The sequence below is a fragment of the Actinomadura sp. NPDC000600 genome, assembly GCF_040492135.1.
Taxonomy (GTDB): Bacteria; Actinomycetota; Actinomycetes; order Streptosporangiales; family Streptosporangiaceae; genus Spirillospora.
In genome coordinates this window covers 40,930-63,166 of record NZ_JBEUPD010000037.1, presented here as the reverse complement: position 1 = coordinate 63,166, position 22,237 = coordinate 40,930, and the positions used below count along the sequence as shown (strand labels likewise).

Genomic DNA, 22,237 nt, shown 5'->3' with positions numbered 1-22,237 from the left:
ATTCCCGTCAGCCCGCCTCGTAGCCGGCCCGGAGCAGGCAGTAGGTCACGGCCTCCTCCAGCGCCTGCCAGGACGCGGCGATGACGTTGTCCTCGACGCCGACGGTCCCCCACTCGCGCTCGCCGTCGCTGGACTCGACCAGCACCCGGGTCCGCGCGTCGGTGCCGTGGGCGCCCTCCAGGATGCGGACCTTGTAGTCGACGAGTTCCAGCCGCGCCAGCTCCGGGTAGAGGCGGCCGAGCGCGATCCGCAGCGCGTTGTCGAGGGCGTTGACGGGGCCGTTGCCCTCGCCGGTCGCGATGATCCGCTCGCCCTTGGCGTGCAGCTTGACGGTGGCCTCGCTGACCATGGACCCGTCCGGGCGGCGCTCGACGATCGACCGCCACGACTCGACCTCGAAGTGCCGCTGCCGGACGCCGGTCAGCTCCTCGCGCAGCAGCAGCTCGAACGAGGCGTCCGCGGCCTCGAAGGTGTAGCCGGTGGACTCCAGCTCCTTCACCCTGTCCACTACTGCCTTGGCCTTCTCCCCGGACAGGTCGTAGCCGAGCTCGCGGCCCTTCAGCTCGACGGACGCGCGCCCGGCCATGCTGGACACCAGCATCCGCATGTCGTTGCCGACGGCGGCCGGGTCGATGTGCTGGTAGAGGTCGGGGTCGATCTTGACGGCGGACGCGTGCAGCCCGGCCTTGTGCGCGAACGCGGACACGCCCACGTACGGCTGCTGCGAGCTCGGCGCGACGTTGGTGACCTCGGAGACGGCGTGCGCGATCCGCGTCATCTCGGCGAGCTGGTCGCCGGAGACGAGGTCCATGCCGCGCTTGAGCTGGAGGTTCCCGACGACGGTGAACAGGTTGGCGTTGCCGCTGCGCTCGCCGTAGCCGTTCGCGCAGCCCTGGACGTGCGTCGCGCCCGCCTTGACGGCGGCGAGCGTGTTGGCGACCGCGCAGCCGGAGTCGTCGTGGCAGTGGATGCCGACCCGGACGCCGTGGCCGACGACCTCGTGCACGACCTCGGCCAGCTCGTCCGGCAGCATGCCGCCGTTGGTGTCGCAGAGCGCGACGACGTCGGCGCCGGCCTCGGCGGCGGTGCGCACGGCCTCAAGCGCGTAGGCGCGGTTGGCCTTGTAGCCGTCGAAGAAGTGCTCGGCGTCCAGGAAGACCCGCTGGCCCTCCGCACGCAGGTGGGAGACCGTGTCGCGGATCATCGCGAGGTTCTCTTCCAGCGTCGTGCGGAGGGCCAGTTCGACGTGCCTGTCGTGACTCTTGGCGACCAGGGTCACGACGGACGCGCCGGAGTCGCGCAGAGCGGCGACCTGGGGGTCGTCGGCCGCCTTCACCCCGGCCCGGCGGGTCGCGCCGAACGCGGTGAGCCGCGCGTGCTTCAGGTCGAGCTCTGTTCGGGCCCGCCTGAAGAACTCGGTGTCCTTGGGGTTGGCGCCCGGCCAGCCGCCCTCGATGAAGCCGATGCCCAGGTCGTCCAGATGCCGCGCGATCGCGAGCTTGTCGGGCACGGAGAGGTTGAGCCCCTCCTGCTGCGACCCGTCGCGCAGGGTGGTGTCGTAGACGTGGAATGCGTCGCCTTGCATGTGAGGAACCCCCAGAGGGCTCAGCGCCAGGGCACAAAAAAGACCCCTCACGGACGTGAGAGGTCTGCGCGCCGGCGGTGTCCCGTTAGCTGCCGGCGCGCCAGCCGATAATCACGAGGCTGTGGCGCATGATGCGCCCAGTCTGCCACACCGTCCGAAGATCTGGGACATCCGTCTCACATGCCGAGACGAGCGGCAGGTCGGCGGCGGACACGGCGCGGCGGCGCGGCCCGGCGGCGCGGCCCGCCACGGGCGCGCGCCGCCGGCGGCGCCGATCAGACGATCTTGTGGACCCAGCCGTACGGGTCGGGACGGGTGCCGTACTGGATGCCGACGAGCTCCTGGCGCAGCCGCATCGAGACCTCGCCGGGCTCGCCGTCGCCGATCGTCCACTCGCGGTCCCGGCCCTTGACCCGGCCGACCGGGCTGATGATCGCGGCGGTGCCGCAGCCGAACACCTCGGTGATCTCGCCGGACCGGCAGCCCTCCTCCCACTCGTCGATGCTGATCTTGCCTTCCTCGGTGGGGACGCCGAGGTCGGGCGCCAGCTTGAGCATCGAGTCGCGGGTGACCCCGGCCAGCAGCGTGCCGGTGAGCGCGGGGGTGAGGAGCCGGGCCTGCGCGCCGGAGCCGTAGACGAACATCAGGTTCATCGAGCCGACCTCCTCGACCCAGCGGTGCTCCACCGCGTCGAGCCAGACGACCTGGTCGCAGCCCTGCGCGACGGCCTCGGCCTGGCCGGCGAAGGACGCGGCGTAGTTGCCGCCGAACTTCGCCTCGCCGGTGCCGCCGGGCGCCGCGCGCGTGTAGTCCTGCGACAGCCAGACCGAGACGGGCTTGATGCCGCGCGGATAGTAGAGGCCGGACGGGGACGCGATGACCATGAAGAGGAACTCGTTCGCCGGGCTGTTGACGCCGAGCGCGCGGGTGGTGGCGAACATGAAGGGCCGCAGGTAGAGGCTGTGCCCCTCGGTGTCGGGCACCCAGTCCTTGTCGGTGCGGACGAGCAGCTCGACGGCGTCCACGAACAGCTGCTCGGGGATCTCCGGCATCGCCATCCGCCTGGCGGACCGGTTCATCCGCGCCGCGTTCATGTACGGCCGGAAGGTGACGACCGAGCCGTCCGGCTGCTTGTAGGCCTTGAGGCCCTCGAAGAGCTCCTGGGCGTAGTGGAACACCTGCGAGGCCGGGTCCATCGGGATGGGCCCGTAGGGTTCGAGCTTCGCGTCGTGCCAGCCGCGCTCGGCCGAGTACCGGATCGTGACCATGTGGTCGGTGAAGTACCGGCCGAAACCGGGATCGGCCAGGATCCGCGCGCGTTCGTCGGCGGTCGCGGGCCGCTCGGTGCGCGTGATCTCGAATTCCAGGGTGTCGCTCATCGCGGTTCGTCCTCTCGCGGATCGCCCAGGCGGCCCCATCGCCGCATCGGCTTCCTAGTCCCCATTGTCCTACTTCGTCTAGACCTGCTCCTCCATGCGGCGCCACCCGGGCAGGACATGCGAAAACCGGGCGCGCCGCGAGGGCACGCCCGGTCTGGCCGGAGGCGGCGTGCCCCTAGCCGGATACTCGCTTGGCGATCGCGTCGCCGATCTGGGACGTGGACCGGGCGCCGAGCGCGGCGCGCTCGGCCAGGTCGTCCGAGACGGCCTGCTCGACGCGGCGGGCGGCGTCGCCCTCGCCGACGTGGTCGAGCAGCATGGCGACCGACAGGATCGTGGCGGTCGGGTCGGCCTTGCCCTGCCCGGCGATGTCGGGGGCGCTGCCGTGCACCGGCTCGAACATCGAGGGCGCGGTGCGGTCGGGGTTGACGTTGCCGGACGCGGCGAGCCCGATGCCGCCCGCGATCGCGGCGCCGATGTCGGTGATGATGTCGCCGAACAGGTTGTCGGTGACCACGACGTCGAACCGCTGCGGCCGGCTGACGAAGAACATCGTGGCGGCGTCGACGTGGCAGTAGTCGGTGGCGACCTGCGGGTACTCCTCGGCGACCCGCTTCAGCGTCCGCTGGTAGAGGTCGCCGGCGAAGGTGAGGACGTTGTCCTTGTGGACGAGCGTGAGCTTCTTCCGCGGCCGCGACGCCGCGACCTCGAACGCGTACCGGACGACCCGCTCGACGCCGTAGGCCGTGTTGACGCTCTCCTGCGTGGCGACCTCGTGCGGGGTGCCCTTGCGCAGGACTCCCCCGACGCCGGTGTACGGGCCCTCGGTGCCCTCCCGGACGACGACCATGTCGATGTCGTCGGGGGTCACGCCGGCCAGCGGCGTGCTGACGCCCGGGAACAGCTTCACCGGGCGCAGGTTGACGTAGTGGTCCAGCTCGAACCGGGTCCGCAGCAGCAGCCCGCGCTCCAGCGTCCCGCTCGGCACGCTCGGGTCGCCGACGGCGCCGAGCAGGATGACCTCCTGCTCGCGCAGCTCGTCCAGGACCGAGTCGGGCAGCGTCTCCCCCGTGCGGTGCCAGCGGGCGGCGCCCAGGTCGTAGGACGTCTGCTCGAACGTGAGGTCGCCGGACACGGCGTCGAGGACCTTGAGCCCCTCGGCGACCACCTCGGGGCCGATCCCGTCACCCGGGATGACGGCCAGACGAATGCTGCGCGAAGCCATGCGCGCACTCTACTGCAAACGTCTCAGTGCTTGGGCTTTCGTCTCATATTTCGGTCATTCAACGCGCCAGCCCGCAATCGCCGCACATGCCGCCACCGGGGACCCGGTAGTACAGGCAGCAGTTGTTTCGAACGTACCCGCGCGGCCCGAAGGCACCCGTCCCGGCCAGCGGTTCGCGCGCGAGCAACTCCCGCACGATCGCGACCCGTCCGGGATCGTCCGGCCCGACGTTCAGGCTCCCGGCGAGGGCGGACGCGGCATTGCCCCACACCAGCCCGTCCGCGAGCCTGACGAAGCCCAGCATCGCCTCCCGCAGAGGGCGCAGCAGCCCGTCCACGACCATGGGGAGAACGAGCTCAGCGGCCTCGGCCACGTCCTCCGCACGCCACCCCCGGGGATCGGGAACCCCCAGCGCGATCGGCTCCCCCGGTGCCCACCGCCATCGCAGCCCCGACAGATCGGGGACGACCCCGAGGGCCGCCGCCGCGACGACCGGCGACCACACCCGCGCCGCGAGCCCCTGGAAGAGCAGCGAGGCGGCCACACGGATCTCGTCCGTCCCGAGCCTCCCGGCATAGTCGCGGGCCGCCTCCCGCAGCAGCTCGACGCCCCCGGGGAACACCCGCCAACCAGGCCCGTCCGAGGACTCCGTGACGAGCTCGAAGTACGGCCCGATCCCCGCAACGCGCCGCAACACGTCCCGGACCTCAATCCCCTCGACCCGCCCCGCCACTCCCCCAGTCTCGCACCGCCGCCGCCCCGTCCTCCCGCCGGACGCGCGCGTCGGTGCCCCGGCGGCCCGTACGCACCAGCGCACCGAGATCGCCGACCCGGTCGAAATGCTGAAGCTTGTCGGGGTTGACGATGGAGTGGATCGTCTGGACCCGCCCGTCGGCGATCTCCAATCCCACCACCGCGACCAACAGGTCCCGGGTGTCGAACACCAGGGCTCCCGGCTGCCCGTTGACCTCCGCGATGCGGAAGCGCACGCCACCGGCATGGGCCAGCGCGGGCCGCACCGCCGTCAGGACATGGGCCACGCGCCGCCGTCCGTTGACCGGCCGCCCCAGTGCGGGCACCTTGCCGCCACCGTCGCCGTGCAGCGCCACGTCCCGCGCCAGCAGTTCTTCGAGCGCCCGCAGGTCGCCCTGCTCGACGGCGGCGAAGAAACGCTGAGCCAGTTGCCGCCGCTGCCCCCGGGAGGCGTGGTAGCGAGGCCGGTGTTCCTGGACGTGGCGCCGCGCCCGCGCCACGAGGTGCCGCGTTCCGTCCACATCGCTACCGATGATCTCGGCGACCTCGCCATACGGATACTGGAACACCTCCCGCAGCAGGAACGCGGCCCGCTGCCGCGGCGACAGGCTCTCCAGCAGCACCAGGAAGGCCAGCGACAGCGAGTCGCCGGTCTCCGCCTGATCGGCCGGGGACGGTTCGAGGGCCAGCGGTTCCGGCAGCCATTCGCCCACGTACTGCTCCCGCCGTGCCCGTGCGGAGCGCAACTGGTCGATGGCCAACCGGGTGACCAGCGTGGCGATGTACGCCCGCGGCGACAGGATCCGCTCGCCGCGCTCCAGGGTCTGGTGCAGCCGCAGGAGCGCCTCCTGCACCACGTCCTCGGCTTCGCTGACGCTGCCGAGCATCCGGTAGGCGATGGCGAACGCCCGCGGCCGCAGCTCGTCGTACAGATCGTTGGCGGACAAGCCGGACTACCTCAACCCGTCGGTGAAACCCGTACGCCAGGTGGGGTACTGCGGCGTCCAGCCCAGTTCACGCTTGATCTTCTCGCTGGAGACCCCGCGGGCCTGCGTCATCATGTCCACGGGTCCCTTTCCGGCCAGCAGCCGTACGAGCCAGGCGGGGACGCGGCGCGGCGGCGGGGCGCCGAGCGCGCGGGCCAGCTCCGGCAACCAGACGCGCACGGGCGCCGGCTCGTCGTCGGCGACGTGGTAGATCCCGGGCTTGCCGCGTTCGATGGCCGCGACCGTGGCGGACGCCGCATCGGTGATGTGCACCAGCGACCACACCCCGCCGCCACCGCCGACGATCGGGAACTTCCGCTTGCCGATCTGCTCGGCCATCACGGCGTCCGGCGCTGCGCTGATGCCGGTCCCGGGGCCATAGAAGCCACCGTAGCGAAGCGCGATCCCGTCGCCCCAGGTGATGCCGGTCACCGCCTCCTCCAGGTGGCGCAGCGCGGCCACCGACCTCGCCACGTCCGCGGGCGGATTCGGCTCGATCCGGTCGTTCTCGTCGGCGAGCGGTCCGCCGGTGCGCTCCATCCACATGGAGTGGCTCTGCGCCACGAACCTGCCGACGCCGGCGGCGCGCGCAGCGGCCAGCAGGTGGTCGGTGCCTTCGGTGCGCAGCCGGTCGGTGGCGGCCGCCATCCGCTTCACACGCCGGAAGTCCACCGGCCCGCTCAACGCGGTGAGCTGATGGACGATCACCTCCGGCTCGGCCCGCGCCACCGCGTCGGCCACCGAGTCGGGGTCGAGCGCGTCGACGACCACCGGTTCCGCGCCCAGCTTCCGAAGCCCAGCCGTCTTGGCAGGCGACCGGGTCGTACCGACAACCGCATGCCCACGCGCCACCAACTGGGAGACAAGGTGCCCCCCGATCGCCCCCGACGCCCCCGCGATGAAGATCTTCATAACGCCTCCGTTCGTTGCGCTCCCCAAGTCGCGCTCGAACAGAAGACGAAACGCCCCCACCCCCCATGAACAGCAGTGACCGAGAACACAGCCCCGGCTCACCTCACGGCGCAGGAGGCGACGAACCAAGCCCAGCGATTACCAAGACGGCCGAGGAGGAAAGACCGGGTGCGCTGACCTCAGCCCGCGCCGCGACCACGCGACGACCTCAATGGTCGCGATCGCGTCCGAAGGCAGGTTCGAGCCTGCGAGAACCTGATCGCGCAGCGAGCCGCCAGGCGAGACGGAGCGATGCCAGCGATCGCCCGCAGTGCCCGACGATGGAGGGCCGCCAAGGCCCGAAGGAGGAGGGCACTGCCATGAACACAGCAGCGAGCCGCCAAGGCGAGACGGAGCGATGCCAGCGATCGCCCCGATTTTTTCGACGATGGAGGGCCTTCAGGCCCGAAGGAGGAGAAAAATCAATCAGCACGCCTGTCCAGGGCCGTCTGCAGGGCGCGGGCGACTTCTTCCTGGGCGTCTTCGGCGGGGGCGTTGTTCTGGGTTTCGTTCATGATGGGTTGCTCCGATCGCTGAGCTGGTGGCCAGAGGGGCCGCCGGGGAGACCGTGGTTCGCACGGTCCGGCGCGATATCGGACTCATGGCCAGGCAGAGCCTCCGCAGCGGGTGCCGGCCTGCCGATGATCAGGCCCCGCTGCGGCAGCGAAGGATTACCACGTAACGCCGCATGACTACTGCGAGGTTACCCGCGGTCCGGCGGGTTGTCCCGACCCGTGGCCCAAAATCTCGGCATATGAGACGGGCGGGTGTCCGGCACCTGGCCGGACACCCGCCCGAAGCTCAGCGTCCGCGTCGGTCTGGGGGCGATCCCGGACCGGCGATCAGCCTGCGCATTCTCCCGGGGAACCCCCGGATCAGCCTTCCAGGTCGACGCGGCGGCCCATGTCGGCGCCCACCTCGCGTGTGATGGCGTCGACGAGCTGCGGGGAGATCGCCGAGTCGACGGTGAGGGCGATCAGCGCCTTGCCGCCCTTGGCATCGCGGCCGACCTGCATGCCGGCGATGTTGACCTGCTCGTCGCCGAGGAGCTTGCCGACCGCGCCGACGATGCCGGGGCGGTCGACGTAGGAGAAGAACGCCATGTGCTCGGTCGGGACGAGCTCCATGTTGTAGCCGTTGATCTCGATGATCCGCTCGGCGTGCTTGGGGCCGGTGAGGGTCCCCGAGACCGACACCACGGAGCCGTCGGACATCGTGCCGCGGACCTGGACGACGTTGCGCCAGTCGGGGCTGTCCTCGCTGGTGGTGAGGGTGACCTCGACGCCGCGGTCGCGGGCCAGCAGCGGCGCGTTGACGAAGGTCACGGCCTCCTCGATGACGTCCACGAAGACGCCCTTGAGGGCGGCCAGCTCCAGCACCTTGACGTCGTGCTCGGCGATCTCGCCGCGGACCACCACGTCCAGCCGGACGGGGACGCCGCCTGCGAGGGCGGTGAAGATGCGGCCGAGCTTCTCGGCGAGCGGCAGGCCGGGCTTGACGTCCTCGGCGACGGCGCCGCCCTGCACGTTCACGGCGTCCGGGACGAACTCGCCGGACAGCGCGAGCTTCACCGAGCGGGCGACCTGGGTGCCCGCCTTCTCCTGCGCCTCGTGTGTGCTGGCGCCGAGGTGCGGGGTGACGACGACGCTGTCGTGGTGGAACAGCGGGCTCTCGGTGCACGGCTCGGTGCTGAACACGTCGATGCCGGCGCCGGCGACCCGGCCGTCCTTGAGCGCGAGGTCGAGGGCGGCCTCGTCGACGATGCCGCCGCGGGCGGCGTTGACGATGCGGACGGACGGCTTGACCTGCTGGAGCTCGCGGTCGCCGATGAGGCCGAGGGTCTCGGGCGTCTTCGGCAGGTGGACGGTGATGAAGTCGCTCTCGCGGAGCAGCTCGTCGATGGTGACGAGCTTCACACCGAGCTGGGCGGCGCGGGCGGCCTGGACGTAGGGGTCGAACGCGATCACGTTCATGTCGAAGGCGGCGAGGCGCTGCGCGACGAGGACGCCGATGCGGCCGAGCCCGAGCACGCCGACGGTCTTGCCCTGGAGCTCGACGCCGGTGTACTTGGAGCGCTTCCACTCGCCCTGCTTGAGCGCGGAGTGGCCCTGCGGCACGTTCCGGGCGGTGGCGAGGAGCAGCGCGATCGCATGCTCGGCGGCGGTGACGATGTTGGACGTCGGCGCGTTGACGACCATGACGCCGGCCTTGGTGGCGGCCTCCACGTCGACGTTGTCGAGGCCGACGCCTGCCCGGGCGACGACCCGGAGCTTCTTGGCGTGGCGGAACACCTCGGCGGTGACCTTGGTGGCGCTGCGGACGATCAGGGCGTCCACGTCCGCGACGGCGGGCAGCAGCTGTTCTTTGTCGCTGCCGTCGACGTGCCGGACGTCGAAGTCGGCCTCCAGCACGGCGATGCCGGCCGGGGAGAGTTCTTCTGCGACGAGGACGACGGGCTTGCTCAAGAGGAAACAGTCCTTCGAAAAGTGGATGTTCGTGTGCTGTGTGCAGGTGAAGTCGCGAGTCACCTCGTCGTGCCCTCGCCCCCGCCGGCGAGTCTATAACCCGGGGGCGGCACCGGTTCGCGGCAGGGAAAGACCCACCGGTAACTCCGGTTCGTCCCGCCGCGCCGGGTTCGTCAGGCGGCGTTCGGCTCCGGCACCGAGACGAGCACGGACGCGACCCGCTCCGCGTCGGCCACGTGCACGTGCGGGACGTCCACGAACACCCGCAGCGGCCCGGGCGGCAGGCCCAGCTCGTCGGCGACCTGGAGCTGCACCTCGCGCAGCGGGATGTACGCCAGGTAGGCGCGGTGGACGTTCTGCGACCGGAACATCGCCGTCATGATCAGCCGGTAGCCGCGGATGCGGAACGACAGCGCGGTCAGCGCCGGCAGCCCGTCGGCCGGCTCGCCCGGGATCGTCAGCGAGATCCACGCGCTGGTCGTCCACGGCCGCGCGCGAAGCAGGTCGACCACCCACCGGATCTGGTCGTGGCCCTGCAGGTCGTGCAGCCGCGGCCAGAGCCGCCCGCGGACGGCCCGGCGGGTGCGCTCCTGCGCCCGCCGGACGAGCCGCTCCCGGTCGCCGTACTCGCGCAGGATCGGGTCCTCCCAGCTCAGCGAGCAGATCTCGAACAGCAGCGGCGGCCCCTCGATGATGGGGCCGCCGTCCTCCAGCCCCGCCTCCCCTGCCGCCCACACGTGCCGCAGGACCCCGATCCACGCTTGCCCGCACGTCTCGAAGCGCCGGACGTCGTTGTCCTCCCGCCCCGGCATGTCACGGCTCCTCGCCGCTGCCCGCGCGCCGGCCCGCCGCGCGGACCGGGGATTCGCCCGCACCTCGCATTGCCCGCCGGGCGGGGAATTCCGGTGCACCACTCGCCGGTGCCATCGCCTCGCCGCCGTTCCGCCTCACACCGCTCATGCACACGCCCCAAAGGCCCGCACCGGCCGAGGTCACGGGGTGTTCGCGCAGGTTCTCCCGCGCCGGCCGCGGCCGCCACGGCTCCCCTCAAGTATCTGGCAAAGTACCCGGAAAGGATAGGGATGATTGGCGGATCGGTGCCTTCACCGGCATTCTGACGCGTGCGACGATGATCGGTCAGCGGACAATCCGTCCAAAAGCCGCGTTTTGCCTTACCAGGGGCCCGCCTTACCGAGGGCGGCCTGTCAGGGGCCCGCCTCACCAGGGGTCGGGGACGTCCCGGTACAGCACGATGTAGCCGTTCCGCCGGAACACCTCCCGGTACCCCTCCGCCTTCAGCTCCTCGACCCGCCGCCGCTGCTCGGCGGGCGAGGCGAAGGGGAACTCCAGCCGCCTCACCTGCGCGACCACCCAGGGCGCGCCGTGCGACCGGTCGTCCCACAGCAGCACGCGGGCGCGGGACGTCAGCGCCGGGCCGACGCCGTTGGCGGCCTCGACGAGCGCGCCGTCCGGGATGCGCGCGGCCGCCGCGGACGCCGCCCTGGCCCGCTCGTTCTGCCGCCACAGCGCGGGGTCGGCGAGGTGCCGGTAGGCGAAGAACGGCGCGCACGCGACCATGGCAGCGAGGATCCCGGCCATCGGCGCGGCGGACGGCAGCCGTCCGAGCCGCCCGCTCGCGAACCGGGCCCGCCCGCGCAGCCGCGCCGCGCCGTCCGCCGCCGCCAGGACGAGCACGGCGACGATGAAGGCGTTGTAGTGGTAGTGGGGCTCCCACCAGTTGCCGAACCGGCTGGCGAGCATCCGCTCCGCGAGCAGCGGGACGGCCGTCAGGGTCAGCGGGGACGCCAGCGGCAGCAGGAGCAGCGGCAGCAGCACCAGCGCCATCGTGAGGAGCTTCCGCGGCGGGTCGCCGAGGACGCGCACGACGTCCCACGGGTGGGTGACGGCGTGCACCGCCGCGTGGGGAAGGTCGGGGCCGAGGTCGCCGTACGCCCAGTAGTAGTCGTTGTCCCCGCCGAACGCCGCGATGACCACGCGGGAGCAGAACCAGGTGGCGCCCAGCCCGACCGCGACGTACGCCAGCCCCGCCCGCCGCTCCCCCGGCGCCGGCAGCCCGCGCAGAAAGCCGAGGCCGCGCGGAACGCGCAGGCCGCGCAGAAAGCGCAGACCGCGCGGAGAGTCGAGGCCGCGCGGGGAGCCATGGGCGCGCGGGGAGCGTGGGGGGTGGGGGGTGGGGCGGGTCAGGAGGTAGAGGCCGAAGCCGGCGAGGAGTAGGCCCATGTCCTCCTTGACCAGCAGGAGGGCGAACGCGGCGGCGGCCGCCTGGCCGCGGCGTCCCGCGTCGTACCGCTCGATCATCAGCGCCGACAGCAGCGGGACGAAGGCGACCTCGTGGAAGTCGAAGGCCAGCGCCTCGGCGATCGGCCAGGACAGAGCGTAGGCGCCCGCCGCGCAGTAGGCGGCGCCGGCGCCGAGCCTCCGCTCGGTGTACCGCCAGATCGGGAGGATCGCCAGCGCGAGCAGGACGGCCTGCGCGACGAGCAGCGTCGCCGGGCCGTCGTGGATCCAGTAGAGCGGCGCGAGCAGCGCGAGGATCGGCGAGAAGTGGTCGCCGAGGATCGAGAAGTCGGGACCGAAGTCGTTGTGGACGCCCTTGACGATCGCGACCGGCAGGCCGAACCGGCTGTAGGAGCGGATCGCCTGGTCGAAGATCACCAGGTCGTAGCTGCCCGCCCGGAAGGCGCGCAGCCGCATCAGCGAGTACACCGCGTACAGCAGCGCGCTCGCCGCCACCAGCGCCGCCAGGGCGGCACGCCGACGCCGGGCGGCTCCCCCGCGGCCTGCGGAGGAGCCCCCGGCCGGTCCCTCCACCGCAACCGCCTCGACCACGCGCCGGACGCTACCACCAGCGCCGGCGCGTGGCCGAGCGGCCCTACGGGTGTCCTCTACGCCGCTTCGCGCCGGGTCGGCGTGGGGCGACCCCCGGTCACCACCGCGGCGGCGCACGCCGCGACGAGCGGGACGCCGATCCCGATCGCCAGCAGGAGCAGCCACGGGACGTCGGTGATCGTCCCGTGCGGGGGCGCGCCGGCCTCGTCCAGGCTGTCGGTGAGCGGGCGCGTCACCGCGAGGCCGGGGACGAGGCCGCCGGCGATGCCGAGCCAGCAGCCGAGCACGGCGATGTAGGCGCCCCGGCCCATCGTCAGCAGCCGGCCGGTGCGGGGCCGGGCGCCGACGGCGCGCAGGGTCGCGAGGTCGGGGCGGGCGTCGGCGGCGGCGAGCCCGGTGGCGATCAGCGTGGCGCCGAGCGCCAGGACGGCCGCGACCGCGCCCAGCAGCAGCGTGACGTTGCCGAACGACTCGGTGAAGCCCCGCTCCACGTAGACGGCGCTCCCGTCCTGGGTGTTGGCCGCCATCGCCCTTTTCAGCCGCGCCTCCTCGGCCTTGGTGACCCGGTGGTCGGCGCGGTCCACGCCCAGCGCCTCGGTCTGGGCGGGGACGCCGGTCTTCGCGACGAGCCGTTCCGCGATCTTCGGGGGGACGATGGCCCGCACGCGGGGGTCGCCCTGGGCGGCCACGGCGGGCAGATCCTTGATCGTCGCGGTCGTGTGCTCCTGGTCGTCCTTCCAGTAGGTCACCTTGGCGGTGGTGGACTCCCCGGCGAGCGGGCGCACCCCGAACAGGGCGATCTTCCCGGCGTCCAGCGCCGACGCCACGGCGGGGTCGTCGCGGCCGAGCAGCATCCGCGCCTCCCGAGAGCCGCCGACCACGATCTGCAGGATCTCGTTGGAGCCCCTCCCCGTCCGCTCGGCCGCGAAGGACAGGCTGCGGCAGTCGCCCTCTGCCAGGCAGTACCCGGTCGACCCCGGGAGGGTGCGCATCGGGACGACGGGCAAGCCCGGGACAACGCGCCGGACGGCGGTCTCGGCGGCCTCCTGCCCCCTGCCCTGCGGCAGCCGGATCAGCGCCGAACCGTGCGGCAGCTGCGCCTGGTACTCCACCTGCCGCTGCCGGTAGTCGCTGGCGCTTCCGATGGCCAGCGCGGTGACCGCCGCCACGGCCGCCATGATCGCGGCGACCGCCGGCGCGGTGCGGGCCCGGTTGCGGGCGCCGTCCCGGACGGCGAGGCGCAGCGGCAGCGGGAGCCGGGGCGCGAGCCGCCCGGTGGCCCCGACGATCCACGGGCAGGCGAGCACGAGGCCGATGATGATCGCCGCGGCGCCGAGCGCGGCTCCGAACTCGCGCAGCACCCGGATGCCCTCCAGGGTCGCCGCCACGCCCGCGAGGACGAGGACGCCCCCCGCGATCGGCAGGCCGCGCCGCGCCGGTCCCGGCGGTTCGCGGCGTCCGGCGAGGGCGGCGACCACGTCCATCCGGCCGGCCTGCCGCGCGGGCACCAGCGCGGCGAGCACCCCGCTGCCCGCGCCGACCAGCATGGTCGCCAAGACCACGGTCCACGGCACGGTGAGCGGGCCGTAGTCGTCGCCGTCGGACGCGGCCCGCACGACGGCGGCCGCGGCGAGGCCGAGCCCGGCCCCGCCCACCGCGGCGATCCCGCCGAGGAACAGGCCGCTGGTCAGGACGACGGCGCGCAGATGCCGGCCGGCGCCTCCCGACGCGGCGACGAGCGCGAGGTCGCGGCGGCGCCGCCGGACGTCCATCAGGAGCGCCGGCCCGGCGAGCAGGACGACCTCCAGCACGACCATCGCGAAGATCATCGCCAGGACGGCCGACTCGGCGCCGCTCGCGCTGCCGGGCTCCCCCTCGAACCTCGCGTCGGCGGTCCGGTACAGCACGGCCAGCGCGACGACGGCGCCGATCGGCAGGCCGATCATGGACAGTACGAGCGCCGTGCGGCCCTTGGAGCGCAGCGCGTCCTGGCGGGCCATGCGCAGCGCGAAGGCGTAGCGGTTCACAGTTTCTCCTGGAGGAGGCTCTCGGGGCCGGGCGTACGGGGCGTGGCGTCCACGATCCGGCCGTCGCGCAGGAACACGACCCGGTCGGCCCAGGCGGCGTGCCGGGACTCGTGCGTGACCATGAGGCAGGAGGCGCCGGCGTCGCAGCGGCCCCGCAGGACGCGCAGGACGTCCTCGCCGGTGTGGCTGTCGAGCGCTCCCGTGGGCTCGTCGGTGAGGACCAGGCGCCGCTCGCCGACCAGCGCGCGGGCGATCGCGACGCGCTGCTGCTGGCCGCCGGACATCTCGTCGGGGAACCGGTCGGCCAGCTCGGCGACGCCGACCTCATCGAGCGCCTCCCGCGCCTCGCGGCGGGCCGTGCGGGCGCGGACGCCGTCCAGCTCGCGCGGCAGCATGACGTTCTCGGCCGCGGTGAGGCTCGGGATGAGGTTGAGGTCCTGGAAGACGTAGCCGACGCCGCGGCGGCGCAGCGCCGCCCGCCCGGCCCGGCCGAGGCCGCCGAGGTCGGCGCCGTCCATCAGGATCCGTCCCGAGGTCGGGCTGTCGAGCCCGCCGGCGAGCGCCAGCAGGGTCGACTTGCCGGAGCCGGACGGGCCCATCACGGCGACGAACTCGCCCGCCGCGACGTCCAGCGTCACCCCGCGCAGCGCGTGGACGAGGGACGGCCCGGCGCCGTGGTCGCGGGAGACCTCGCGCATCTCCAGCAGGCTCATCGGCGCGCCTTCCGATCGGACGGAGCGGGCGCCTCGGCGGGGGCGGACGGGTCGGCGGCGGCCGGCGGGGCGGGCCGGGCGGCGGGCTCGGCGCGGGCGACGAAGGCCTCGCAGTGGTCCAGCCAGCGCACCTCGGCCTCCGCCTGGAAGATCATGGATTCCAGGACCAGCCGCCAGGCGCGGTCGCCCTGGTCCGCCGGGACGGCGGGGGCGTCGGCCTTGAGGCGGGTGAGGTCCTGGAGGGCGCGCAGCGTGGCGGTGCGCTGGGTCTGGACGACGTGCGCCACGTCGACGCCCGGTGTGGTGACGGCCATCGCCAGCTTGATCGCCAGTTCGTCGCGGGGCCGGTCGGTGCGGGCGATCGGGGTGGCGAACCACCGCCGCACGTCCTCCTCGCCCGCCGGGGTGATCCGGTAGACGAACCGGCCCTCGTCGTCGGCGCCGACGCGCGTGACGAGCTCGTCGCGTTCGAGGCGCGACAGCGTGGAGTAGACCTGGCCGATGTTGAGCGGCCAGGTGGCGCCGGTGGACGACTCGAACTCGGCGCGCAGCTGGTAGCCGTAGCGGGGCCCCTGGGACAGAAGTGCCAGCAGGCCATGACGGATCGACATACCTACCAAGTATGCATACGGAGTATGGTCATGGCAATACCGAGTATGCATCCAGAAGGAAGTCGCAGATGAGAGGAGGCGCATCGCGTCCGAAACGCCCCTGCGTCCGAGCGGGACACACCTCGGGGAGGGCTAGGGCGGCGCCGTCCCCGGACATGCGAAGGCGCGGGGGCCACCGGCTCCCCGCGCCTTCACGGAACGGCTCAGTCGTTGAGCCAGCTCATCATCGGGCGCAGCTCGGCGCCCGTCTTCTCGATCGGGTGCTGGGCCAGCTCCTCGCGGTACTGCGTGAACTGCTTCTGGCCGCCCTCGAACTCGTCCACCAGCTCCTTGGCGTACTCGCCGGACTGGATCTCGCCGAGGATCTTCTTCATCGCGGCCTTGGTCTCCGGCGTGATGACGCGCGGGCCGCGGCTGTAGCCGCCGTACTCGGCGTTGTCGGACACCGACCAGTACATCTTCGAGATGCCGCCCTCGTACATCAGGTCGACGATCAGCTTCATCTCGTGCAGGACCTCGAAGTAGGCGACCTCCGGCTGGTAGCCGGCCTCGGTCAGCACCTCGAACCCGGTCTTGATCAGCTCGGAGACGCCGCCGCACAGCACCGACTGCTCGCCGAACAGGTCGGTCTCGGTCTCCTCGGTGAAGGTCGTCTTGATGCCGCCCGCGCGCAGGCCGCCGATGGCCTTGGCGTAGGACAGCGCCAGCGGCCAGGCGTTGCCGGACGGGTCCTTCTCCACGGCGACGATCACCGGCACGCCGCGCCCGGCGACGAACTGGCGGCGCACGAGGTGCCCCGGGCCCTTCGGCGCGACCATGGCCACGTCCACGCCCTCCGGCGGCTGGACGAGGTCGTACCGGATGCTGAAGCCGTGGCCGAAGAACAGCGCGTCGCCCTCGACGAGGGCGGGCTTGATGTCCTTCTCGAAGATCTCCCGGTGGTGGTGGTCCGGGGCCAGCAGCATGATCAGGTCGGCCTCCTCGGCGGCCTCCGCCGGGGTGACCACGCGCAGGCCCTCGGCCTCCGCCTTCTCCCGGCTGGCCGACCCCTCGCGGAGCCCGACCCGCACGTCGACGCCGGAGTCGCGCAGCGAGAGCGCGTGCGCGTGCCCCTGGCTGCCGTAGCCGATGATCGCCACGTGCCGGCCCTGGATCACGCTCAGGTCGGCGGCGTCGTCGTAGAACATCTCAGCCACAGTGCTGTTGCCTTTCGTTGGTGTGGTTGTGCCGCCCGCGCGGACGGCCCGGGTCGCGGGTCAGGCGCTGCGCTCGATGGCGCGCAGCGAGCGGTCGGTGATGGACCGGGCGCCGCGGCCGACGGCCACCATGCCCGACTGCACCAGCTCCTTGATGCCGAACGGCTCCAGGATCCTGATGAACGCGTCCAGCTTGTCGCGGTTGCCGGTCGCCTCGATCGTGACGGCGTCGGGCGCGACGTCCACCACCTTGGCGCGGAACAGCGACACGGTCTCGAGGACCTGCGAGCGGGTCTCGGCGTCGGCGCGCACCTTGACCAGGATGAGCTCGCGCTGGACGGACGCCGAGGGGTCCAGCTCGACGATCTTCAGCACGTTGACCAGCTTGTTGAGCTGCTTGGTGACCTGCTCCAGCGGCAGGTCGGCGACGTTCACCACGATCGTCATCCGGGAGATCTCCGGATGCTCGGTGGTGCCCACCGCGAGGGACTCGATGTTGAAGCCGCGCCGGGAGAACAGCGCCGCGACCCGAGCCAGGATGCCGGGCTTGTTCTCCACCAGCACCGAGAGGGTGTGCAGGCTCATCGGGGTCAGTCTCCGTTCTCCCAGTCGGGCGCCATGTCCCGGGCGATCTTGATGTCGTCGTTGGCGGTGCCGGCCGCGACCATCGGCCAGACCATGGCGTCCTGGTGCACGACGAAGTCGATCACGACGGGGGCGTCGTTGATCTCCATGGCCTTGGCGATGACCTCGTCCACGTCCTCGGCCTTCTCGCAGCGCAGGCCGACGCAACCGTACGCCTCGGCGAGCTTCACGAAGTCGGGGATCCGCTTGGCCGAGTGAAGATTGGTGTTGGAGTAGCGCTCGTTGTAGAAGAGCGTCTGCCACTGCCGGACCATCCCGAGGTTGCCGTTGTTGATCACGGCGACCTTGACCGGGATGCCCTCGATCGCGCAGGTCGCGAGCTCCTGGTTGGTCATCTGGAAGCAGCCGTCGCCGTCGATCGCCCAGACCGTCGAGTCGGGCGCGCCGACCTTGGCGCCCATCGCGGCCGGGACGGAGTACCCCATCGTCCCGGCGCCCCCGGAGTTCAGGAACGCGCCGGGCCGCTCGTACTTGATGAACTGCGCGGCCCACATCTGGTGCTGGCCGACGCCGGCGACGTAGTACGCGTCCGGCCCGGCGATCCGCCCGATCCGCTCGATGACGTACTGCGGGGACAGCGAGCCGTCGGTGGGCGCGTCGTAGCCCAGCGGGTACGTCTCGCGCCAGGCGTCGAGCTGGCGCCACCAGTCGGTGTAGTCGCCCTTGCGGCCCGCCTCGTGCTCGTTCTGCACGGCGACGATCAGGTCGGCGATCACCTCGCGGGCGTCCCCGACGATCGGGACGTCGGCGTGCCGGTTCTTGGAGATCTCGGCCGGGTCGATGTCGGCATGGACGACCTTGGCGTGCGGCGCGAACCCGTCCAGCTTCCCGGTGACGCGGTCGTCGAAGCGGGCGCCGAGCGCGACCATCAGGTCGGAGCGCTGCAGCGCGCCGACCGCGCCGACCGCGCCGTGCATGCCCGGCATGCCCATGTGCAGCGGGTGGCTGTCGGGCAGCGCGCCCTTGGCCATCAGCGTGGTGACGACCGGGGCGCCGGTCAGCTCGGCGAGCACCTTCAGCTCGGCGGACGCGCCCGCCTTCAGCACCCCGCCGCCGACGTACAGCACCGGGCGCTTCGCCTGGACGATCAGCCGTGCCGCCTCGCGGACCTGCTTGGAGTGCGGCCGGGTGACGGGCCGGTACCCGGGGAGCTGCAGCGGGACCGGCCACTCGAACCCGACCGTGGCCTGCAGGGCGTCCTTGGAGATGTCGACCAGGACGGGCCCGGGCCGCCCGGTGCCCGCGATGTGGAACGCCTCGGCGATGGTGCGGGCGATGTCCTCGGCCCTGGTCACCAGGAAGTTGTGCTTGGTGATCGGCATCGTGATGCCGACGATGTCGGCCTCCTGGAAGCCGTCCGTGCCGATGAGCGAGGAGGCGACCTGCCCCGTGATCGCCACCATCGGCACCGAGTCCATGTAGGCGTCGGAGATCGCCGTGACGAGGTTGGTCGCGCCCGGCCCGCTCGTGGCCATGCAGACGCCCACCTTGCCGGTAACCATCGCGTAGCCCTGGGCGGCGTGGCCTGCGCCCTGCTCGTGCCGGACGAGGATGTGGCGCAGCTTCCTGGAGTCGAACAGCGGGTCGTAGGCCGGGAGGATCGCGCCGCCCGGGATGCCGAACACGGTGTCGACGCCGACGTTCTCCAGGGCGCGGACCAGCGCCTGGGCTCCCGTCATCTGTTCGGTCGTCATGATTCTGCGGTTCCTTGGGGAGTGAGTGTTGGCTCGCCGGGCAACAAAAAACCCCCGCCGCCGTGAAGCGGTCGAGGGGAGGCGCGCAGGACGGAAAGCTTGGTCAGCCTGCGCGCCGACCAAGTACTACGAGGATGATGGAGGTGCTCTGCACGTGTTCACTTTCGCCGATGTCCGGCCAGCGGTCAAATCCTTGGACGCTTTGTCTCATATGTCGAGACGATCGGGCGTCCGGAGTGGTGCGCGTCACCGCCGCCGTCAGCCCGGAAGCGGGAGCGGGACGTCGCCGCCCGCACGGTTCTGGCCGGTGAGGTTCGTCCGCACCAGCGACTCCATCCGCCGCGCCGCCATCGGGCGCGCCACGAGGAAGCCCTGGCCGCGCGGGCACCCCATCTCCCGCAGCAGCTCCAGCTGCTCGGGCCGCTCGATGCCCTCCGCCACCACGGTCAGCCCGAGGTCGCTGCCGAGCCGCACGATCGTCCGGGTGAGCAGCGTCAGCGTCTCGTCCGAGCCGAGCCCCGCCACGAACGACGGGTCGATCTTGATGATGTCGACGGGGAGCTGCCCGAGGTAGGCCAGCGACGCGTACCCGGTGCCGAAGTCGTCGATCGCGAGCCGGACGCCGAGGTCGCGCAGCTGGGACAGACGCTCGACGTTCTGGTCGGCGTCCTCGACGAGGACCTCCTCGCGCACCTCCAGCGTGAGGGCCTGCGGCGGCAGCCCCGTCTCCGCCAGCGCCGCCGCGACCGACTCCACGAACCGGGGCGCGGCGATCTGCCGGGCGGTGAAGTTCACCGACAGGCTCACGTCCCACGAGTCGCCGCGCCAGCGGGCGACCTCCCGGCACGCCTCCCGCAGCATCCAGTCGCCGAGCGGGATCATCAGGCCGGACTCCTCGGCCAGGCCGATGAACTCCTCCGGCGGCACCGCCTCGTTCCCCCTGCGCCAGCGCAGCAGCGCCTCCACGCCGGTCACCCGGGACGTGCTCAGGTCGACGACCGGCTGGAACTCGACCGAGAACTGCTCCTCGGCGAGCGCCGCCTGCAGGTCGCTGCCGAGCTCCAGCCGCCGGACGACGTCGGCGTGCATGTGCGGCGCGTACACCTCGACGCGCCCGCCGCCGAGCTCCTTCGCGCGGGCCATCGCGAGGTCGCCGTTGCGGATCAGGTCGGCGGCGCTGCGGCGGAGCCGGCGTCCCGCGTCCGATCCGCCGCCGCTCGACTGCTCCTCGTCCCCGGCGAACGCGATGCCGACACTCGCCGTCAGCACGATGTGCTTGCTGCCGACCTTGTAAGGGTCGACCGAAAGCACGCGCAGGAGCCGACCGGCGAGCTCGACTGTGGCGTGCGTCTCACGGTCGTCGGGCGGGAGCTGGACCAGGACCGCGAACTCGTCGCCGCCCCACCGCGCCACCGTGTCGTCGGCCTGGACGTTCGCGCGCAGCCGCCGGGCCGCCTGCGCGAGGACCTGGTCGCCCGCCGCGTGCCCGTCGGAGTCGTTCACGGCGGTGAAGCCGTCGATGTCCACGAACACGACCGCCGCCTTGCCGCCGGACGTCTGCCGCGACAGGACCTCCCGCGTGCGCTCCTCGAAGTAGGAGCGGTTCGGCAGGCCCGTCAGCCCGTCGTGGAACGTCAGGTGGGCGACCTGCCGCTGCAGGGCCGCCTGCTCGCTCAGGTCCCGGGTGGTGACCAGCAGCCGGGCCGGCGCCCCGTCCGAACCGCTGTACCGGGAGATCGTCGACTCGGTCGGCAGCCACGTCCCGTCCGCCGCGCGCAGCCGGCACGGCACCCGCAGGGCGTCCTGCGGCCCTACGTCGCCGGACGGCTCCTCCAGGAACTCGGTGAACACCTGCTGGACGCGCGGGAGGTCCTCCGGATGGATGATCTCGTTCAGCGGGCGGCCGAGCAGCTCGTCCGGCGTGTAGCGGTAGGTCCGCAGGGCGCCCGCGCTGGCGTACTGGACGGTGGCGTCCAGATCGCAGATGAGCACCGCGTCGTTGATGCTCTCCGACAGGGCCCGGAAGTGCTCCTCGCCGGTGTCCACGGCCCGGCGCAGCGCCTCGTTCTCCCGGATCAGCGCGGCCAGCCGCGCGAGCAGCACCAGCGCGGCCGAGCCCGCGGCGATCGAGATCGCCGGCTCCAGGCCGTCGTTGCCGGCGATCGAGTGGCCCGCGATGAACAGCGCGGCCGCGGCGGCGACCGCGGCGGGCGCGAGGCCCGGCCCGATCATGCGGCCGCACTCCTCGGCGGGGGCCGCGACGTCCTCGGGGATGTCGTCGACGGGCAGCGCCGGCTCGGCGGCCGGGCCCGTCCACGGCACCAGCAGCAGGAGCAGCAGCCCGGCGAGGCGCAGGATGTCGGAGGGGTCGTCGGCGGACCCGCCCCCGTCCAGCCGGACGAACGTGGTCACGATGTCGGCGACCGCGATGGCCGACAGCGCGCCGTACCCCATCCAGGCGAGGCGGCGGTGCCCGCGCGCCGCGCCGAGGACGAACGGCAGCGCGCCGCAGACGAACACGATGTCGATCAGCGGGTACAGCAGCTCCAGCAGGAACTCCGGCGGCGACTCCCCCGTCCGGTGGTACAGGCTCCCGAACAGCGCCACCCAGCCGAGCACGAACAGCGCGCAGGCGCAGACGTAGGTGTCGGCTGCGTAGCGCAGCCACGTCCCCGCGTCGCGCGGCAGCCTGATCGGCGCGACCAGGCCGGTGACGAGCGCGACCAGCGCGAACAGGTAGAACAGGTCGGGGACCGACAGCGACAGGGCGCTGCGGCCGGAGCCGTAGGACAGCGCGCCGCCGACCGCGCCGGCGAACCAGGAGGCGGCGGCGATGCCGTACCACCGCCAGGACGCGCGCCAGATGCCGCCGGGGGCGCCGGCGGGGTCGGCCGAAGGGCCGTCCGGGCGCCGGGACGACAGCAGCAGGGAGATCGCGGCGGCGCCCGCGGCGCCGGCCTCGGTCCACGCGATGAAGGCGCGGCCGCCCCAGCCGAGCAGCGAGCCGGTGGCGTACAGCACACCGAGGATCGCCGCCAGGGCGACGGGCAGCGCACGCGGCGACACCCGCCTGGCGTAGTCGCCGCTCATCGCGCCGTGTCCCTTCCTGCCCCGATGGGCTGATCGGCCCCGGCGGAGACCGTCCGCGCCAGGGGAG

General features: G+C 72.5%; 16 protein-coding genes. All 16 read right to left on the bottom strand.

Annotation, left to right across the window (positions count from 1 at the left end):
• Positions 1 to 7 precede the first annotated feature (7 nt).
• On the bottom strand, positions 8 to 1,585 hold the full coding sequence (gene cimA, locus ABWI07_RS36190; RefSeq protein ID WP_149257881.1) for a citramalate synthase: 1,578 nt from the start codon (positions 1,583 to 1,585) through the stop codon (positions 8 to 10).
• Positions 1,586 to 1,860: 275 nt separating this feature from the next.
• Positions 1,861 to 2,964 (bottom strand): branched-chain amino acid aminotransferase, encoded by a 1,104-nt coding sequence (locus ABWI07_RS36185; RefSeq protein WP_149257883.1) that lies wholly within the window; start codon positions 2,962 to 2,964, stop codon positions 1,861 to 1,863.
• A gap of 175 nt (positions 2,965 to 3,139) precedes the next feature.
• Positions 3,140 to 4,189, bottom strand: a complete 1,050-nt coding sequence (locus tag ABWI07_RS36180) for a 3-isopropylmalate dehydrogenase (protein WP_149257884.1) — start codon at positions 4,187 to 4,189, stop codon at positions 3,140 to 3,142.
• 58 nt (positions 4,190 to 4,247) lie between these two features.
• Complete coding sequence (locus tag ABWI07_RS36175) at positions 4,248 to 4,886, bottom strand: (2Fe-2S)-binding protein (RefSeq protein ID WP_353821317.1); 639 nt, start codon at positions 4,884 to 4,886, stop codon at positions 4,248 to 4,250.
• Positions 4,887 to 4,896: 10 nt separating this feature from the next.
• Positions 4,897 to 5,889, bottom strand: coding sequence for an RNA polymerase sigma-70 factor (locus tag ABWI07_RS36170; RefSeq protein ID WP_353821316.1), 993 nt, complete (start codon positions 5,887 to 5,889; stop codon positions 4,897 to 4,899).
• A gap of 6 nt (positions 5,890 to 5,895) precedes the next feature.
• Positions 5,896 to 6,840 (bottom strand): NAD-dependent epimerase/dehydratase family protein, encoded by a 945-nt coding sequence (locus ABWI07_RS36165; protein ID WP_353821315.1) that lies wholly within the window; start codon positions 6,838 to 6,840, stop codon positions 5,896 to 5,898.
• 914 nt (positions 6,841 to 7,754) lie between these two features.
• Positions 7,755 to 9,344 (bottom strand): phosphoglycerate dehydrogenase, encoded by a 1,590-nt coding sequence (serA, locus tag ABWI07_RS36160; RefSeq protein ID WP_149257888.1) that lies wholly within the window; start codon positions 9,342 to 9,344, stop codon positions 7,755 to 7,757.
• Positions 9,345 to 9,517: 173 nt separating this feature from the next.
• A complete protein-coding gene (locus ABWI07_RS36155) occupies positions 9,518 to 10,156 on the bottom strand; it encodes a thymidylate synthase family protein (protein ID WP_235036615.1) in 639 nt (212 codons plus the stop codon).
• A gap of 406 nt (positions 10,157 to 10,562) precedes the next feature.
• Positions 10,563 to 12,194 (bottom strand): DUF2079 domain-containing protein, encoded by a 1,632-nt coding sequence (locus ABWI07_RS36150; protein ID WP_353821314.1) that lies wholly within the window; start codon positions 12,192 to 12,194, stop codon positions 10,563 to 10,565.
• A gap of 56 nt (positions 12,195 to 12,250) precedes the next feature.
• Positions 12,251 to 14,221: an FtsX-like permease family protein gene (locus ABWI07_RS36145; protein WP_353821313.1), complete on the bottom strand. Its 1,971-nt coding sequence runs from the start codon at positions 14,219 to 14,221 to the stop codon at positions 12,251 to 12,253.
• Entirely contained in the window at positions 14,218 to 14,934 is a 717-nt protein-coding gene (locus ABWI07_RS36140; protein ID WP_149257891.1) for an ABC transporter ATP-binding protein, read from the bottom strand. Before ABWI07_RS36140 ends, ABWI07_RS36145 begins: the two co-directional genes overlap by 4 nt.
• On the bottom strand, positions 14,931 to 15,545 hold the full coding sequence (locus tag ABWI07_RS36135) for a PadR family transcriptional regulator (RefSeq protein ID WP_149257892.1): 615 nt from the start codon (positions 15,543 to 15,545) through the stop codon (positions 14,931 to 14,933). The genes ABWI07_RS36140 and ABWI07_RS36135 overlap by 4 nt, the downstream gene beginning before the upstream one ends.
• 203 nt (positions 15,546 to 15,748) lie before the next feature.
• On the bottom strand, positions 15,749 to 16,732 hold the full coding sequence (gene ilvC, locus ABWI07_RS36130) for a ketol-acid reductoisomerase (protein ID WP_149257893.1): 984 nt from the start codon (positions 16,730 to 16,732) through the stop codon (positions 15,749 to 15,751).
• A 69-nt stretch (positions 16,733 to 16,801) separates the two neighbouring features.
• On the bottom strand, positions 16,802 to 17,326 hold the full coding sequence (ilvN, locus tag ABWI07_RS36125; RefSeq protein ID WP_141577682.1) for an acetolactate synthase small subunit: 525 nt from the start codon (positions 17,324 to 17,326) through the stop codon (positions 16,802 to 16,804).
• 5 nt (positions 17,327 to 17,331) lie between these two features.
• A complete protein-coding gene (locus tag ABWI07_RS36120) occupies positions 17,332 to 19,203 on the bottom strand; it encodes an acetolactate synthase large subunit (protein ID WP_268843212.1) in 1,872 nt (623 codons plus the stop codon).
• Positions 19,204 to 19,338: 135 nt separating this feature from the next.
• The gene (locus tag ABWI07_RS36115; RefSeq protein ID WP_353821312.1) at positions 19,339 to 22,170 is read right to left on the bottom strand and encodes a putative bifunctional diguanylate cyclase/phosphodiesterase; all 2,832 of its coding nucleotides are present in this window, start codon (positions 22,168 to 22,170) and stop codon (positions 19,339 to 19,341) included.
• Between the last annotated feature and the right edge of the window lie 67 nt (positions 22,171 to 22,237).

What these genes read in the sequence shown, in the direction of transcription:
- cimA (WP_149257881.1), bottom strand. Translation starts at nt 1,585, where the DNA reads ATGCAAGGCGACGCATTCCACGTCTACGACACCACCCTGCGCGACGGG.
- ABWI07_RS36185 (WP_149257883.1), bottom strand. Translation starts at nt 2,964, where the DNA reads ATGAGCGACACCCTGGAATTCGAGATCACGCGCACCGAGCGGCCCGCG.
- ABWI07_RS36180 (WP_149257884.1), bottom strand. Translation starts at nt 4,189, where the DNA reads ATGGCTTCGCGCAGCATTCGTCTGGCCGTCATCCCGGGTGACGGGATC.
- ABWI07_RS36165 (WP_353821315.1), bottom strand. Translation starts at nt 6,840, where the DNA reads ATGAAGATCTTCATCGCGGGGGCGTCGGGGGCGATCGGGGGGCACCTT.
- ABWI07_RS36155 (WP_235036615.1), bottom strand. Translation starts at nt 10,156, where the DNA reads ATGCCGGGGCGGGAGGACAACGACGTCCGGCGCTTCGAGACGTGCGGG.
- ABWI07_RS36140 (WP_149257891.1), bottom strand. Translation starts at nt 14,934, where the DNA reads ATGAGCCTGCTGGAGATGCGCGAGGTCTCCCGCGACCACGGCGCCGGG.
- ABWI07_RS36135 (WP_149257892.1), bottom strand. Translation starts at nt 15,545, where the DNA reads ATGTCGATCCGTCATGGCCTGCTGGCACTTCTGTCCCAGGGGCCCCGC.
- ilvC (WP_149257893.1), bottom strand. Translation starts at nt 16,732, where the DNA reads ATGTTCTACGACGACGCCGCCGACCTGAGCGTGATCCAGGGCCGGCAC.
- ilvN (WP_141577682.1), bottom strand. Translation starts at nt 17,326, where the DNA reads ATGAGCCTGCACACCCTCTCGGTGCTGGTGGAGAACAAGCCCGGCATC.
- ABWI07_RS36115 (WP_353821312.1), bottom strand. Translation starts at nt 22,170, where the DNA reads ATGAGCGGCGACTACGCCAGGCGGGTGTCGCCGCGTGCGCTGCCCGTC.